Raw genomic sequence first — 15,718 nt, 5'->3', positions numbered from 1 at the left:
CAGTTGAATGAAACGAGAACAAATGGAGGAGGCGGCATATGATTTTCAAAAAAAATCCCATGGATAAAAAGAGCTTGCTTAAAGAACTGGATGCACTCAAATATTCAGACAGAATCCATACAGTAGCCATTCTAGGCCGTGATCATAATGGCTCCACGGAGTACTCCGAATTGCTGTCTTCTTTACTGGAGGGGGGTGCCTATGAGGCACAGCTTGCATTAGCCGGTGCGGATGTCACTCGAGATGCCAAGGTTGTGTTGTCAGCCCTCCGGCATCCTGTGGCAAGTGTCCGAAATACGGCGGCGGGGCTTTTGGCCAAAGTGGGTTCAGACCTGGATATTGAACGCGAGCTTCCTAACCTATCGCATGATTGCCGCCGGAAGCTGCTGCGCTGTGTTTCATTGATCAATCGTCAGGAATTGGCGGAACGGTTATTGCCTTTTGTATATGCCGGGTGGGGAGCGGAAGAGGCGTCCCTATTGCTATCTGCATGTTATAAGGAAACGGTTTGCAAATGGCTAATGGACATTGGATATGTCATTCATAATTGGCGCAAGCTGGCTAGTCGTCATCTAGACGTGGTTGCAGAGTATTTCAGAACCACTTTGGAGAGCACACCCCCCAGGGAAAAGGGATATGTGTGGTGGAGATTCTCATCGGCTATCGAAATTTTGGGGCATTCCAAGGCGGATTTGCTTTTAGAATGTGCTATGAATCATGGACCCCTGGGGACCATACATCCTGTGCTGAAAAAACAACTCGGCATTTTAGTTCGAATCCATCCTGATGCGGTGTATAGACTGCTTACAAGAAACGAATCGCGCAGCGATCTGCTTGCTCATGGTGTACCTGTTGAGATTCTAATAAGAAGAAATTATTTATCCATCGATCAATGGATTGAATTGGCTAAGTTACTAGCAGATCGTCCTATGCAAATAGCGAAGCTGCTCCATCATATGCCCCCTTCCAGCCGCAAAGTGATTTTTGATGCGGTGTATGCAGAGGATAGACGCCAAGAGCGTATTTTTCCGGAAGGATTACTGTATGTATTGCCGCATACGTTGCGTGACAAGGAAGCTGCCCGGATGCTGGGACTTCGTGAAATCAAGGATGACCGGGACCGGACGATTCGAATTACCGCTTGCCGTTCTATTCAATATTCCAGAGAGAAGCTTGAACAAGCCACACAGGTATCGAATGCAGACGAACGCGCTACGGCGCTTATGCAGCTGATCAGGAGTACGGTTCTATCGAGACAGGGCATGGATGAGACGCTGCTGTTCCTCAGCCGGATCAAAAATGACCAGGACCCTGTCAGGGGCGCAGTGTTCAAAGAGCTGTCGGATAGTCCTGCGTCTGTGTTCGCGGATGCCCATGTCCAAGAGCTTACCTTGCTCGTTGATAGTGTTATAGATGCGAGAGATACTTCATATGGTACAAAGTACTGCGTCCAACAGCTGGCATTTGCAATTCTGCGGCATCATGCTTTCAATCCTCAGGGTGAGCTGTTCCAATTCGCTGTCGATACGATCCGGAAACTGGGCAAGCAGAGTGGTCAGCTCTCACTTCCATCCTTAGAGAAGAATGTACCTCGGGGGATTGAAGGGAGCATCTTCGACGCCATTTATCCATTAGCTGTGCAAGCCAACCGGAGAGAAGACTACAATCTGGTAATTAGCCTGGCCAATTCATTCGGCAAACGGGGTTACGGCATCAGCAGACTTCAGAATCTGCTAAAGGAAGCCACGGGAGCAAAAACAGATTCCACAGCTATACAAGCGGCCAGACATTGGCTTGCCCCGCATACCACGCGTGATGAAAGAGTGAAAGAGTTACTGGCTTTGGATAAATCGTTCATTACAGTCTATGAAGTATTCCTCCATCTGCACCGGAAACGTCAAGAGTGGCTGGACCCCTTTATTTCGGGGGCTGCGATCAAAGGCAGGTTTTTATCGGGGAAAACGATTTATCTTCTGCCGGCTGCTGGAGGGTTTAACAGGTGGCTGCCAAGGCAGCAACAATCATTAAGCTCCTTATTCACAAAAGTCGCCTACGATGCCAAGCGCAGCCTGACCGAACGTTCAAGCGTCATTAGGATCATGGCAAGTATGCCAGATCTTGGCCCGGGTCCCTTACTGAAGCTTGTGCAGGATGAAGAGGTAACCGTAGCAGAAGCTGCACTTCATGCCCTTTCACTCCTGGAAGAGCCGGAAAAGGCGCTTCCTGTTCTGCTGGAGCATCTGGATGGGGACCGGGCCCGTGTAGCCATGTACTCCATACCCAGATGTATCCGCAGGGTCAATCCGGTGTTACTGACTGCAATGCTTAAAGAGCTGTTGAACCGGGATCAGCTGAAAATCACAGTCAGAAAAGAGGCCATCCGGTTACTGGGTGCCTATAGAAGCAGTGACAGCATCCTGCTATTGATGGATGAGTTCGCAAAAACAAATGTACACAAGGATGTAATGATATCCATAGGTCATGCAGCGAGACAGCTTTTGGATGATGAACGCGGCTGGACTATATTAAAGGCAATGGCTTCTTCAGCAGAAAGTGACATCGTGAGAAGTTTATTAGCTCAACAGCCTCATGATCTTCCGCTAGACTATAGACCGCGCTACTTAGCATTAATCATTGAAATCTCAGGTCATTCGGATGCGTTTGTTGGCAGGTATGCATTCAGTTGTATGATGCAGTGGATAAGTGGAAATGAAGAAATCATTGCAGCTGCTACGGCCCGGGCGATTACGGATTTGGAGGATAGCATCAGGTGGGAATTTGCCATGAACACCCTGATCGAAACCTGCCGTGATGGGAAGGTCAATGAGGTGGTAATCAGTGTTTATCGGAATCTGGCCAGTGCAGTGATAAGTGAGAAATGGAATGCAACTGCTACAAGAGATTTGCCTCATCGGCAGCGTCTCCTGAGATTTGCAGACCAGCTGACGTCATTGCCGAAGATCACACGTGTAAACCTGATTCCTTTGTATATGGATATTATTGATGTTCTGGCATTGGATGAGACCTTGCAGCAGCTGGTGATGAAATTATATATAGCAGCCATAGACTGGAATGTCGTGGAGGAATCCGCCGCTTATCTCAACCGGATGGTTAACTGTATTTCAAATCAGCCACAGCTGTTAAGGGATGCTTATCAGCAGGTCGCATATTATTTAAATGACAGTAGGGATTATTGGAATCCGGAAACCCTATTGGAAATAGTAGATCTGCTAGGAGCTGAAGGTAATAGATACGAGTCTCAATATATTGGGCTGTCTGTGCTCGAAGTTTCCGGAAGTGCCCTATTGTGGAGTCCGGAGTGTGCAGACCGTCTGAGGCTGTACAGAAATCACACGAACATTGCGGTTCGCTCACATGCGCTTAACATTTGGACAGCGCTGGATTAGTTCCCCAAATGCCTAGCCGTCCCTTTAAGGGGGCGGCTTTTTGCGTTAGAAGACAAACGAATATGGATGACTTTCCAAAAATTAGTGAAAAAAACAGGGGGTAAATCTTGAATTTGGTAATTTGAAATGTATGCGCTTACTTCCTATAATTTACATATACAAGACGTAGCTTGTCTTGCATATATTAGATACATTTTTTAGCTGGGGATGGCTCACCAATGAGAGGGAGTGATTTACTTAGAGTGATAATCTAGTGGATTTAAGTACGGAATACAAATCAGAAAATATGGGAGGTACAATCATGTTTAAGTTTAACAAGAAAATCTTGACGTTAGTGATGGCCGTTTCAATGACAGGCCTGTTTGCAGCAACTGCCAGTGCAGATACAGACTACTGGCAAAATTGGACCGATGGCGGTGGAACAGTAAATGCTGTGAACGGATCTGGCGGAAACTACAGTGTTAATTGGTCCAATACCGGCAATTTCGTGATCGGCAAAGGCTGGACTACCGGATCTCCCAACCGGACCATTAACTATAATGCTGGTGTCTGGGCACCTAACGGTAATGGATATTTGACTCTCTACGGGTGGACGAGAAACTCACTCATCGAATATTACGTTGTTGATAGCTGGGGCACATATAGACCTACTGGAACGTATAAAGGCACTGTGACCAGTGATGGGGGCACTTATGACATCTATACGACTCTGCGAACCAATGCGCCTTCCATTGACGGCTACCAGACATTCACCCAGTTCTGGAGTGTAAGACAGTCTAAGCGGGCAACGGGCAGCAACGCCGCTATAACATTTAGCAACCACGTTAATGCCTGGAAGAGTAAAGGAATGAATCTGGGCAGCAGCTGGGCTTACCAGGTGTTGGCGACAGAGGGATACCAGAGCAGCGGGAGCTCTAACGTAACGGTGTGGTAACAGTCTTTTAATCTACTGATAGGTGAGTCCTGCCGGTCTCACGGCCGGCGGTATTCATTTTACAATATGGAGTGAAAGGGCTGAATCCATGAGAAAGCTATCCAGTATCCTTTTAGTGATGATTATGATTGTATTTAGTGCTTGTTCGCAAGAACAGCCTGACAAGTCGCAGGGGAATCCTGACAATCCGCAGGAAAAACCGGAAAACTTTATATGGGTTCAAGGCGGGACCTTTATGAATACTAAGTCCAGCTACTACGGGAAGAATGTAACTCTAACAGACTTTTATGTCGGGAAATATGAGGTCACTCAAAAAGAGTGGTCTGAGGTCATGGGGAATAATCCGTCAGCTTTTAGAGGCAACAATTTGCCGGTAGAGAGGGTAAGCTGGTATGACGCTGTGGAGTACTGTAATAAAAGGAGTATACAAGAGGGCTTAGAACCCTATTACAATATAGACAAGAATACAATGGACCCGAATAATAAGAGTGATATCGATAATGTCAAATGGACAGTGACGGTCAATGCAGGAGCTAATGGTTACCGGTTGCCGACAGAGATCGAGTGGGAATATGCTGCCAGCGGAGGCCGGATGAGCAAGAGCTATACATACAGCGGCAGCAATAATGCAGATGAAGTGGCATGGTATTGGAGAAACACCGGAGATCAATACTTATCGGGTGATTGGAACTGGCCGGTGATAGAAAATAATCATAATCAAACCAAGGCCGTCGGTAACAAAAAGCCCAACGAGCTGGGACTCTATGATATGTCGGGCAATGTCAGAGAATGGTGCTGGGACTGGTACGGAGACTTGAATAGTAATAACAGCGGCTCCTACCGGGTTCTAAAAGGCGGCGGTTGGGTGGGCGATGTCAGCAGCAGCGAGTTAACTTTTCAGGGGAAGTTCGAGGCTAGTGGCATAGGCCCTGATCAGGGCTTTCGCGTGTTTCGCAGTAAGTGACCGGGAAAAAGGCTTGCCGGGTTAGTTCTTTCATAAACTCCTCACTTTCTAAACATCCACCCCGCGTCATCCCTTAACAGCTCTTTGGATTTTATGTTGATAATCAGTTCTTCCATGGCCGAGCAGCTGGCTAATCCGCAAATTACAATGGATGTTGCGGTGAGTCCGAATATGCTGTACAGAAACGGAAAACTGAATAACGCTAGTCCTGTTGCTTTGTTGGCATAGGTATGTAGGAAAGACAATGCGTGGTATTTTACATATCCGACCAGCAATGAGCCCAAGCGAACCAGAGCAACAGAGCCTATCCAGCAGATGACCCACAAGGAGAGTTGAAGAATCGGAAGGAAGACAGCCAGCAGAGCTGATATAAAAACAACATCCGCGACACTGTCTATACTGGCTCCTAAGGGACTGGTACTGTTGGTCTTTCTTGCGATATATCCATCGAGCACATCGCTGGTCCCGCATACGATGTAGATAACAAAAAACATGGCGGATAACGGTTGCACAATGAGCAGCAGCAGAGAGCACAGTATCCTCAGCGCAGAGAGCGTATTAGGTATATGCTGGATTCGTGCCACCTCATTTTCACACTTAGATTCTATCTATCGGTCTGTTCCGTCATGAGTCCCCAGCGGATGCCAAACTTATCGACAAGGGAAACCATACAGGAGCTATAGGTCGTACTGCGCAGCGGATGAATGATCGTACCTCCAGCCTTCAAAACTTCATAGGCCTTTTTTACTTGAGTGGCGGTTTCAAAGGTGATCGTAAGAAATAATGATGTGCTTGCAGCTGCTGCTGGGGCTAGTTCATCCGAGAGCATGATGCGCTGTTCCCCGAGATAAGCCTCAGCATGATAGACATAGCCTTTTTGTTCTTCTGTCAATTCATGATTCCAGTCTTGTTGGTTAGCGTCGGTATAATGCAACATGAAGTCTATTCTGATGTCAAACGCTTGCTGATATAGTCCGATGGCCTCTTCGCATTCTCCGTGAAAATGTAACGTAGGTGTTATAATCATTGCTTCATCTCCAGTCCTAGTTGATTGGGAGTTCATCCCAATTGACGTAAAGAGTATAGCATAGGCTCCTTCATTCAACTGTTAATAATGTCAATCATTTTGCGTTTTGCATCCTGGGCTTCAGGGATAGGAAAAAGAACGAAAACATGATTCACTTTGGGATACACAAAGGTGTTGTGAGCGATGCCTTGGTGTATCACATCATATCCTTCCACAGCCAACATGGGGTCCCTTGTCACATAGTCGAACAGCACCGGATTATCCAATACCATATCCACGCATGGAGATAACAAAATAATATCTTTGGGCTGCGGAAGATGATTCATTTGGATGTAATGTGCGAAGCTAAGCGAGATATTTCCGCCTGCCGAATCTCCCATGAGGGTTAGTTGTTCAGGATTCTTAATGGATTCAAGAATTTCTCTGTATAAGTTCAGGAGTCTTGGATAGGTATGCTGATAGTTGAAATTAGGCACCTTGGGATAAATGGGCGCAATGATTTTGGCATTCAAGGTTTGAGCCATGTGATCCATGAACCTGAAGTGAAAAGCTAACGGTTGATGGGTATGGGCACCGCCATGGATATAGAGAATCACCTTCTGATCAGGAGATTTCTTATCATTTAATGTGAATACCTGCATGTCCTCAAAGGAGTACTCCGCAACATCGCTGGATAATTTAACTTTACCTATCCGGTAAGGCTTTATATTTTCTACGCCCATGTGCTCAAGGTGCTTCAGGGTGTTCTCTACTTTTCAAATAGGAAGCTCCTTATAGAACGCCTTTTGTTGTATATTTCCATGTGATAGATAGACCACCTTTCCGTTTGGAGTACGATATCTAGAGTATAAAGGTTGAAGTATACTTCAAGGTCAAGGAATGCAGCCAGAAGATATCCAGGTGAAAATGCCTATATTAAAACTCTACCTTGCCGGATTGAGCCTGCAAGCCCATTATTTAGGTTAAAGGATTCCAAATGATGGGAGACGGTGTTCGTAAATGAATGATTTTGTAATCCGCAATCCGCAAGAGGAAGATGCAGCGCAAATTGAAAGTCTGGATTTTGTTCTTAACATGCTGTTTCTGTATCATGGCGATCTGGATAAGCAAAATATGTTCTGCGCAGTTAATGGAGCTGGGGAAATTGTAGCCGTGGCCCATCTGATGGAGCATGATACCTTTCATGCGGTCCGGCAGGCGGATGACAGCAACTTTGTCCGCTATCTGACTTTTGATATTATCTTTGCGGACAATAGGGAGGATGAGCGTGTCAAGGATGCTCTGACAACTGCATTGATCAGACGGTCCAGAGACATCAAAGCGCAGTATCCGGATAAGCGTATTGTGATGGCTAACTATTTTGACACGGATAACCTAAAAGAATTGTGCTATTACCTCGCACGCGGATTTACCATCTTTGATACGATTGTGGTGTTCAAGTATGATCTGGAGCAGGAGATTCCGAGGTATCCATTACCTGATGGTGTGCAGGTACAGCCCTTTGTACTGGATAACAGTGAGGCTCTGGAGAAGTATCACCAAGCGGAACTTGCTTCCTTTGACGGTGTGGCGTGGAGCATGAACCAATTAAGCTGGATGCAGGGAGCGCAGGAAATGGTCAACTTCTGTGCGTTTCATGGCAGCGAGTTGATCGCCAATACCTCGACCTGGAGAATATCAGAGGAGAGAAGTGCAACGGAGAATGTATTTGTCATTCCAGAATGGCAGAAACAAGGTATTGCCCGGAACATCATCTGTACTGCACTGGATTACCTGAAAACGCAGGGGAAAACCATCGCTACCCTGGGCACGCATGGAAACAATCAGAAGGCTATTCGCCTCTATACGCAGATCGGCTACGAGCTGTATGGATTCAGACTGACGGTTGGCTATGAGATTTGTTAAACCGGATGCGGACAGCCGGACGTGTAAAGGATTACCTGTTATCACTTAAAAGGACATAAGAAGACCCCGGTTCCTGGAACCGGGGTCTTCCTTCTGCTATTGGAGCCTTACTGTGTCTCAGGCTTCCATCTTTTGCGCCGAATACAGCCGGTAATACAGACCCTGGCGGGCAATCAATTCATCATGCGAGCCGCTCTCCGCGATGCCTTTGTCTGATACATACATGATGCGGTCGCAGTTCCTAACGGTGGAGAGGCGATGCGCAATAATGAACGAGGTTCGTCCCTTGAGCAGTTCGTTCAGACCTTTCTGCAGCAGGCGTTCCGTCTTCGCATCGATGGACGAAGTGGCTTCATCCAGGATGAGAATCCGCGGATCGGCTAGCAGCGTTCTGGCAAAAGAGATGAGCTGCCGCTGTCCCTGCGACAGCTTGGAGCCGCGCTCATTGACCTCGGTCAGGTAGCCCTGATCGAATTCACGGATGAAATCGTCGGCGCAGACCGCTTTGGCGGCAGCGATGACTTCTTCTTCGGTAGCATCGAGCTTCCCGTAACGGATATTGTCCAGAATGGTGCCCGAGAAGATGAAGCTGTCCTGAAGCATAATCCCCATTTGGCTGCGCAGAGACTTTAGCGTAATCTGCGAAATATCCTGGCCGTCGATCAGAATTCGTCCCCCGGTCAAGTCATAGAAACGCGAGATCAAATTGACGACGGTCGTTTTGCCTGCACCTGTCGGTCCAACCAGGGCAATGCTCTCTCCGGGCTTGACGTCGAAGGAGATATTCTCCAGAATGTTGAGCCCCGGGTCATAGGCGAAGGTCACATCATCGAAGGTGACCCGGCCTTGAACGGGCGGAAGCTCCCGGGCATCCGGAATATCACTGACGGTAACCGGCTCATCCAGCGTTTCAAAGATACGCTCCAGATAGGCTACGGCATTAATGAAGTTATTGTACAGGTTCGAGAGATTCAGAATCGGCTGCCAGAAGCGGGCGGCGTAGCTGCTCATGGCCAGAATGACTCCAAAGGTAACATCCTTGGGGTCCAGGGTCAGCAGACCTACAAGAAAGATCAAGGCTGTAACGATGGTGGACAGGTTGTCTACCGAAAAAGGAATCAGCATATTGTAAGATACCGCCCGCATCCACTCCTTGCGGAAATTGCCGGACAGGCGTGTGAAAATCCCTTCATTCTGCTGCTCACGGGAAAAGATCTGTGTCACGCCAATACCGGTAATGCTCTCCTGTGTATAGGCGTTCAGATTGGAGCTTTTGTTGGATACGGCCTGCCATGCGCGCCGCTGCCGGGTTTTGATCAGCAGCATGATGCCTAGGAACACTGGCAGTCCTGCAAGAATGACGAAGGAGAGCCTTACATCCACGGCGAACATGAATGCGGCGATAAAGATTAAATTGACAATCTCCAGAATAAAGTTGATGATCCCGTTCGATAACACATCGGAAACCGCGTTGACGTAGTTCACGACCCGAATCAGGATTTTACCCTGCGGGCGGTCGTCGTAATATTTGAAGGGCAGCTCCTGCAAATGTGCGAACAAATCCGTGCGGATGTCAAATATAATATCCTGCCCAACGCTCGTCATGATCCGTGAGCGGACGGTAGCCAGAATGACGCTGACCACGATGGTCAGCAGCATCAGGAGCGACCACCCCACCAAGTGAAGCTTCTCCTTAGCGGGGATGGTTACGTCAACGACATGCTGCAGGATCAGCGGTGCCGACAATGCGATGGCTGCTGAGAGAGCACTCAGTATAAATGCGACAATCATCGGCGTCTTCTTCCGCCGGATATAGATCATCGCACGGCGGAAGTGCCTGATGTCAAAAGGCGACTCCAGATTCTCGTCGACGTCGAATTTATTCCTGGCCATGAGCCATCACCTGCCTTCCAATACCCTCGTTCTGCAGCATAAATACATCATAATAATAGCCCCGCTGTGCCAGCAGTTCGGCATGGGTGCCTTCTTCAATCAGCCGTCCGCCATCCAGGATGAGGATGCGGTCAGCCTCAGCAGTGGTGGATACCCGCTGTGCGATAATCAGCTTCGTGCAGGGATAGTCCAGCCCGCGCAGACTGTTCTGAATGTGCTCCTCCGTCTCCAGATCCACAGCGGAGGTGGTATCATCCAGAACCAGGATGGACCGCTGGACAGCTAGGGCGCGGGCAAGCGCAATGCGCTGCTTCTGCCCGCCGGACAGGCCGACGCCGCGCTCCCCAACCACGGTATCATACCCTTCGGGCATCCGGACAATGAAATCGTGGGCGGCTGCGAGTCTGGCATAGGCTACGACCTCTTCCTCTGGAAGCTCGGGTTCGCCATAGGCAATGTTTCCGTCGATGGTATCGGAGAACAGAAGAACGTCCTGAGTGGCCATACCGATATTGCCGCGCAGCTCGTCAAGCTCCAGCTCACGGACATCAACCCCGTCTACCAGCACACGCCCGCCGGACACATCATAGAAGCGGGGGATCAGATTGATGAGAGTTGTTTTGCCTGACCCTGTCGAACCCATAATTGCAATGGTTTCGCCGGGCTCCACCGTGAAGCTGACATCATCCAGAACTGTAGCGCTGTCATATTTGAAGGTGACATGCTCGAACGTGATCCGGCCTTCATAGCGGCGTTTGGTGGTAGCCTTATGCTCGTTGACAATAGTCGGCCGGGCGTAATAGATCTCGACGATCTTGGTCAAGCTGGCGAAAAAGCGCTGAATGTCGTTGATAATGATGCCGATGTTGCGCATAGGGTTCGAGATGGCCCAGACCAGTGAGGAGAAGGCAGCGAATTCACCAAAGGTGATCCGGTTATCCATCAGGTAGAGCCCGCCCACCAGCATCAGGATGACGTTGAAGCCCTGGGCAAAGGTTTCCAGATACGGGAAGTAGTCCAGCCATACGAGCGCTGCTTTTTTATTCGCGGTCGAGAAGTTGACGTTCTTTTCTGTGAATTTCTCAATTTCGTATGCCTCGCGGGCAAAAGCCTTGACCACCCGGTTGCCGGAAATGTTCTCCTGCGTGGTCGTGTTAAGCTGGGACAGCCGCTCGCGCAGGTCCACATACATGGGGCGTACATGCTTGGCAAATATGTAGGCTACGACAAAAATTAGCGGTGACAGGGTGAGCATCCACAACGTCAGGCCGATATCGATGCTGAAAAAATAGATCACGGCGGCCGCGAAAATCGTGAGCGATTCGATGATCGTTTTGAAAATCCACGCCATCGAGTGCCGGACCATGTCCAGATCCCCTGTCATCTTGGTCATGAGATCACCGGTGCGGTTATGGTCGTAATACTCCCGGTCCTGTCCTTGAATCTTGTTGTACAAATAGATGCGGATGCGGTACAGCATGTTCTGCGAAGAGCGCTCATATTGCATGGTCGTAAAATAAGCCAGACCTGTGCGGAGCAGGGAAAAGCCAATCATCCCCAGGCATAGCATAATGAGCAGCCCGCGCTTATCCGTCAGATTCTGCACGGCATCGTCTCCGGCAATGAACGTATCGACGATACGCTGGCTGAGGTACGGATTCACAATCGTCAGACTTGAGCCCGCCACCGATAGACATAGCGCCAGAATATACCGGGTCCGGTTTCCCTGCAGATTCTGCCACAGCCATTTCAGTTCAAACATTTGATCACCTGTTTCTGCATGTTCTTTCACCCCTGCCATACAGGAGTGAGTGAATAAATCAAAGTGATTATAACACTTACATGCAGCCAGTAACTGGAATTGAATAATTTTCTTGTTACAATCGATTGAACTTTTGAATGCGCAACCAATGGACTAACTTGAAGCTGAAGATGCGCTGGCTGCTGATGCGGCAGCCGCCGCGGCAATAGCGGTCTGCTGCGCGATGACAATGTTGGTAATACTGGTGGTCAGCGTCGTGGTCACCACACCGTTTTTAGCCTCTTCTACATATTTGAAAGCTACCATAGCAGCCGACAGCAGGAGCAGCTCCTGCTTCGTAATGGACCAGCTGCCGAAGCCCTTTTGGGTGCGCAGAAACTCATAGGTCTCCGAGACATCATTCACGATCTCTCCCTGGGTGCAGGGCAGCAGAGATAATACGCCAAGAGAGGATAGGGTATATTCTTTATCTAGCCGGATTCCTCTAGCGCGAAACGCCTCGCGCAGGGCAAGTACGTGGGCTGCTGTTTCCGAGGCATCTTCCCCAAGAACCAGCACCTGCGTCAGCGCCTGTACGCTGTTTCCGGACAGAAACTCGGGTTTCAGCACAGCATATAGCTGCTCCATCCGTTCTACTCCGCTCTCCACGTTGATACCAGAGAGGCCGAGCATCGCAGCGAAGATATAGTCGTCACGGCCCGTAAGGAAAGGGTGCCTGGACTTCATGCGGTCATAGAACGCTTTTGCCCGTTCCACTGTCTGTTGATATTGATCCGGTGTTGTATTCACAGCGATCTGATAGGCGGCTATGACAAGATAGTCAGAGGCTCTGAATTTAACATCCTTGAGCATTTCATAGACAGCCAATGTGTCTGCGAGCTGCCGCTCTTGTTCAGCAGATAGGGAGAGCAGGGCGGCAATGCTGATTGCGGTAGTACCTCTAAATGTAGAAAAGCTTCCGGTATGCTCCTTAATCAATTCATAGCTGGCACGAATCGCGTCACTGTCGGCTATTTTGTTCTCGGCAGTGTACAGCAGTGCCGCCAGGCGGTTGACCTGGGCATTTTTCCAGGCAAATCCTTTTTTGACCCGCTGTGCATTCTCAGCAAATAATTCAAGCTTGGCCGAATAGGGCTCTTTCATCGGATACACTCCTCTTATCTAGACTGTATTGAATTTCATAGGATCTCTTACGTATGTTCATTCTCTTCCGTTCCTGTTCAGATCTGCGTGACTTTCATCAAATTTTCAGATTGGACCATTATACTGCTTCTATATATCCAGGCATGTGATAAATACAACACAGGCACTGCTGCTAGGGAGGTTGTCCATGGTAAAGGGAATTCAACGAACATTGTATGTCATACTGGCTCTTTTTATAAGCCTGTTCATCGCTTCCTCCTTCTTTCTCCGGGCGGAGTACAACTATTTTGCAGACGGCGACACGCCGGTTCTGGAACGGCAAAAGCTGCTTATGTTCATTGTGCTGATCTTAGTCGTCCTTGCTGCAAGCATCGTTCTGTATAGAATGTGCCTGAAGCTCGATAAGTACAGTCCGAGGATAGTCATTCCGCTCACGCTGCTTTTTTCTTGTGCCATCCAAATCGTGATCATCTTCCTGTTCACCCGCTTGCCCACGGATGATTCCCAGACGGTGCTCTCACTGGCTATGGATATGCTGTACCGGAACGATTATTCTTCCTTCGAAACAAGCGGCTATCTTCATATGTTTCCGTTCCAATTCTCCATCGTGCTGTATTTGAAGACGCTGCTGTACCTGTTTCCGGATAATTATCTGGTGATCAAGGGTTTCAATATTCTGTTTTCACTGGTTACTACGCTAATGATCTACTTGCTGTACAAAGAGCTCAACACGAAGTCCAAGCTTAATGACTATGGAGTCCTGGTGTTTGCCGCGACTTACATTCCTTCGTTGTTCATGAGTAATCTCATCTATAATGACGTGATTGCCACCGCTTTTCTGACCAGTGCATTCTATTTTGCAATACGGTTCATAAGAACTCATTCACTGAGGGATATCCTCATCGCAGCCATTCTGCTGGCAGTAGGGAACTATTTCCGGAGTATTGGCGTTATTTTCCTGATTACGGTGCTGCTAACTCTTCTATTTCACATGCGGACCCTTGGGCTCAAAAAACTCATCATCGCAGCAGGCATCACAGCCGTACTCTTCAATGTTCCGAACTGGACGCAAAATGCTGTGCTGCAGGCTACACATGTCGTAGAAGAACCGGTCAATACCAACTCAGCGCCTGTCTATATGTGGCTGAATATGGGCATCAATCTGGAGACGTTCGGCTTCTGGGATAACCGGGAGAGCTATAGCATCTATCAGCAGGATGCGGGCTATAACAAAGCGGAAAGCACGGAGCTGTTCAAGGAGTCCATCGTGAATAAGTTGTCTGCAGCCACGGTGGGCGAGTTAGGGAAGATGTATTATAAAAAGCTGATATGGACCTGGACTGAAGGTACGTACCAGATGGAGCGGTATGGGATAGGTAATGACGGCTCGTCCAGCAATCGCGGAAGAATGGGCTTTGTTATGGATAGCTATGTATATCATACGTTTGCTTCGGATGGGTTCAAGGGAGATTCGGATGCCAGAAGAGGATTGATCTGGATGATGTATGTCCTGAATATGGTAATGTATGCTGGTATTCTTGTTCGGTTGATCGGCGGATTAAAGGCTGGGCGGTATGCTGAAACTCCTCTAATTCTGGTGATTCTGGGGTTCATCGGATTCTATCTGCTGTGGGAGATCAAGTCCCGCTATATTTATCCGGTGTATCCGCTGCTGATTATATTTTCTTACATGGGATTCAAGGACATATACGATTATATATTCAGAAAGAAGGTGTCATAGGATGCGGAGCAAGAGAACCTGTATCTCAGTGCTGCTTCTAATGCTTAGCTGTTCCATGGTGCTTGTCTCCTGTGACGCCATTACCGCCCAACAAATCCCGAGTACCGACTCCGGTTCAAGGATGAACGGATTCCCGGGAATGAACGGCGGCAAGAACTTTAAGGGTGGAGGCCGGGGGAACGGCGGCTTTCCTGGCATGAATGGCAGGACGCAAAGAAACGGCGGTCAAGGGACGGACGGCGGATCAACCGACGGATCAACGAGTGGATCAACGGGCGGATCAACGAGTGGATCAACGGGCGGATCAACGGGTACCAAGTGAATGTGTATGTATTTCTTCCACTTTCTGAGCTTTGCCCGGAAGCTGGTGAAGGGTGCCACCGAATTGATGTGAATCCATCTTGCCATGGGCCAGTTCACCTTGTTGCCGGTCCAATGGCGGATGCCCTGCGTAAAAAGCTCTTCTTCCGTTAACGTGCCCACCCAGTCTAGCCACTGCTGTTCCATCTGCCGGAATAAGCCCCGCAGCTCGGGGAGGGAATACCCGGCGTATGTTCTGTAAAAAGACTGGTACAGTCCGCCAAGCTGGTTCCATTTGTAGCCTGGAGAGGGCATACTCACGGCCCGGCCTTCCCGTTCATCCTTGTCCCAGCCCATAACAAGGTGAAGCCAGCCTAGCTGGTAGGCGATGACCTCGGCAGGGGTTTTATCTGCTTCGGGTATTCTCACATCTTTCTGGCTATTGTCGATGTCCTCGAATTCTGCATCCAGAAGGATATATTTAGTGTGAATGGCCTCTAGCAGATCCTCCTTGGACAAATACTCATAGCTCGCCATAGCTTTCGCACCTCATTTTTGTCTTTGTTATATCATAGAGCAGTGACAGCAGTATGTCATATTTATCCTATGGGTATGGATTAATACATAACCCGGTTACCTCCG

11 protein-coding genes and 1 pseudogene are annotated in these 15,718 nt (G+C 48.7%); 5 read left to right on the top strand and 7 right to left on the bottom strand.

The window, feature by feature from the left end; translation table 11 throughout:
• The first annotated feature begins 38 nt into the window (after positions 1–38).
• From A3844_RS08940 to A3844_RS08930, 3 genes are all read left to right on the top strand, one after another.
• Complete coding sequence (locus A3844_RS08940; RefSeq protein ID WP_074107210.1) at positions 39–3,407, top strand: HEAT repeat domain-containing protein; 3,369 nt, start codon at positions 39–41, stop codon at positions 3,405–3,407.
• 301 nt (positions 3,408–3,708) lie between these two features.
• Complete coding sequence (locus tag A3844_RS08935) at positions 3,709–4,341, top strand: glycoside hydrolase family 11 protein (RefSeq protein WP_074107209.1); 633 nt, start codon at positions 3,709–3,711, stop codon at positions 4,339–4,341.
• A gap of 88 nt (positions 4,342–4,429) precedes the next feature.
• Positions 4,430–5,305: a formylglycine-generating enzyme family protein gene (locus A3844_RS08930; protein ID WP_074107208.1), complete on the top strand. Its 876-nt coding sequence runs from the start codon at positions 4,430–4,432 to the stop codon at positions 5,303–5,305.
• 41 nt (positions 5,306–5,346) lie between these two features.
• Here A3844_RS08930 and A3844_RS08925 read toward each other — a convergent pair whose 3' ends face one another.
• The 3 genes from A3844_RS08925 to A3844_RS08915 form a co-directional block, all read right to left on the bottom strand.
• Positions 5,347–5,889, bottom strand: coding sequence for a CDP-alcohol phosphatidyltransferase family protein (locus tag A3844_RS08925; RefSeq protein WP_208619409.1), 543 nt, complete (start codon positions 5,887–5,889; stop codon positions 5,347–5,349).
• Between the two features lie 20 nt (positions 5,890–5,909).
• Complete coding sequence (locus tag A3844_RS08920; protein ID WP_074102450.1) at positions 5,910–6,332, bottom strand: VOC family protein; 423 nt, start codon at positions 6,330–6,332, stop codon at positions 5,910–5,912.
• 74 nt (positions 6,333–6,406) lie between these two features.
• Positions 6,407–7,054 (bottom strand): alpha/beta hydrolase, encoded by a 648-nt coding sequence (locus A3844_RS08915; protein ID WP_143192051.1) that lies wholly within the window; start codon positions 7,052–7,054, stop codon positions 6,407–6,409.
• Positions 7,055–7,331: 277 nt separating this feature from the next.
• On the opposite strand from A3844_RS08915, the gene A3844_RS08910 reads away from it, so the two are divergent.
• Positions 7,332–8,237, top strand: coding sequence for a GNAT family N-acetyltransferase (locus tag A3844_RS08910; RefSeq protein ID WP_074107207.1), 906 nt, complete (start codon positions 7,332–7,334; stop codon positions 8,235–8,237).
• A 117-nt stretch (positions 8,238–8,354) separates the two neighbouring features.
• On the opposite strand, the gene A3844_RS08905 is transcribed toward A3844_RS08910, so the two are convergent.
• The 3 genes from A3844_RS08905 to A3844_RS08895 all read right to left on the bottom strand — a co-directional run bounded on the left by A3844_RS08905 (position 8,355) and on the right by A3844_RS08895 (position 13,035).
• Positions 8,355–10,130, bottom strand: a complete 1,776-nt coding sequence (locus A3844_RS08905) for an ABC transporter ATP-binding protein (RefSeq protein WP_074107206.1) — start codon at positions 10,128–10,130, stop codon at positions 8,355–8,357.
• Positions 10,117–11,892, bottom strand: coding sequence for an ABC transporter ATP-binding protein (locus tag A3844_RS08900; protein WP_074107237.1), 1,776 nt, complete (start codon positions 11,890–11,892; stop codon positions 10,117–10,119). The genes A3844_RS08905 and A3844_RS08900 overlap by 14 nt, the downstream gene beginning before the upstream one ends.
• 153 nt (positions 11,893–12,045) lie before the next feature.
• Positions 12,046–13,035 (bottom strand): DUF4003 family protein, encoded by a 990-nt coding sequence (locus A3844_RS08895; RefSeq protein WP_074107205.1) that lies wholly within the window; start codon positions 13,033–13,035, stop codon positions 12,046–12,048.
• A 187-nt stretch (positions 13,036–13,222) separates the two neighbouring features.
• On the opposite strand from A3844_RS08895, the gene A3844_RS08890 reads away from it, so the two are divergent.
• Positions 13,223–14,776: a glycosyltransferase family 39 protein gene (locus A3844_RS08890; RefSeq protein ID WP_074107204.1), complete on the top strand. Its 1,554-nt coding sequence runs from the start codon at positions 13,223–13,225 to the stop codon at positions 14,774–14,776.
• 330 nt (positions 14,777–15,106) lie between these two features.
• Here A3844_RS08890 and A3844_RS08885 read toward each other — a convergent pair.
• Positions 15,107–15,613 (bottom strand): annotated as a pseudogene (locus tag A3844_RS08885) (ClbS/DfsB family four-helix bundle protein); the annotation flags it as partial.
• Positions 15,614–15,718 lie beyond the last annotated feature (105 nt).

It is taken from the genome of Paenibacillus helianthi (assembly GCF_001909055.1).
GTDB lineage: Bacteria > Bacillota > Bacilli > Paenibacillales > Paenibacillaceae > Paenibacillus_AQ > Paenibacillus_AQ helianthi.
This window is presented reverse-complemented; position numbering and strand designations above follow the sequence as displayed.

Bases quoted from the DNA above. Each gene is read 5' to 3' on its own strand.
- A3844_RS08930 (WP_074107208.1), top strand. From the start codon at position 4,430: ATGAGAAAGCTATCCAGTATCCTTTTAGTGATGATTATGATTGTATTT.
- A3844_RS08940 (WP_074107210.1), top strand. From the start codon at position 39: ATGATTTTCAAAAAAAATCCCATGGATAAAAAGAGCTTGCTTAAAGAA.
- A3844_RS08900 (WP_074107237.1), bottom strand. From the start codon at position 11,892: ATGTTTGAACTGAAATGGCTGTGGCAGAATCTGCAGGGAAACCGGACC.
- A3844_RS08910 (WP_074107207.1), top strand. From the start codon at position 7,332: ATGAATGATTTTGTAATCCGCAATCCGCAAGAGGAAGATGCAGCGCAA.
- A3844_RS08890 (WP_074107204.1), top strand. From the start codon at position 13,223: ATGGTAAAGGGAATTCAACGAACATTGTATGTCATACTGGCTCTTTTT.
- A3844_RS08905 (WP_074107206.1), bottom strand. From the start codon at position 10,130: ATGGCCAGGAATAAATTCGACGTCGACGAGAATCTGGAGTCGCCTTTT.
- A3844_RS08935 (WP_074107209.1), top strand. From the start codon at position 3,709: ATGTTTAAGTTTAACAAGAAAATCTTGACGTTAGTGATGGCCGTTTCA.
- A3844_RS08920 (WP_074102450.1), bottom strand. From the start codon at position 6,332: ATGATTATAACACCTACGTTACATTTTCACGGAGAATGCGAAGAGGCC.
- A3844_RS08915 (WP_143192051.1), bottom strand. From the start codon at position 7,054: ATGGGCGTAGAAAATATAAAGCCTTACCGGATAGGTAAAGTTAAATTA.
- A3844_RS08895 (WP_074107205.1), bottom strand. From the start codon at position 13,035: ATGAAAGAGCCCTATTCGGCCAAGCTTGAATTATTTGCTGAGAATGCA.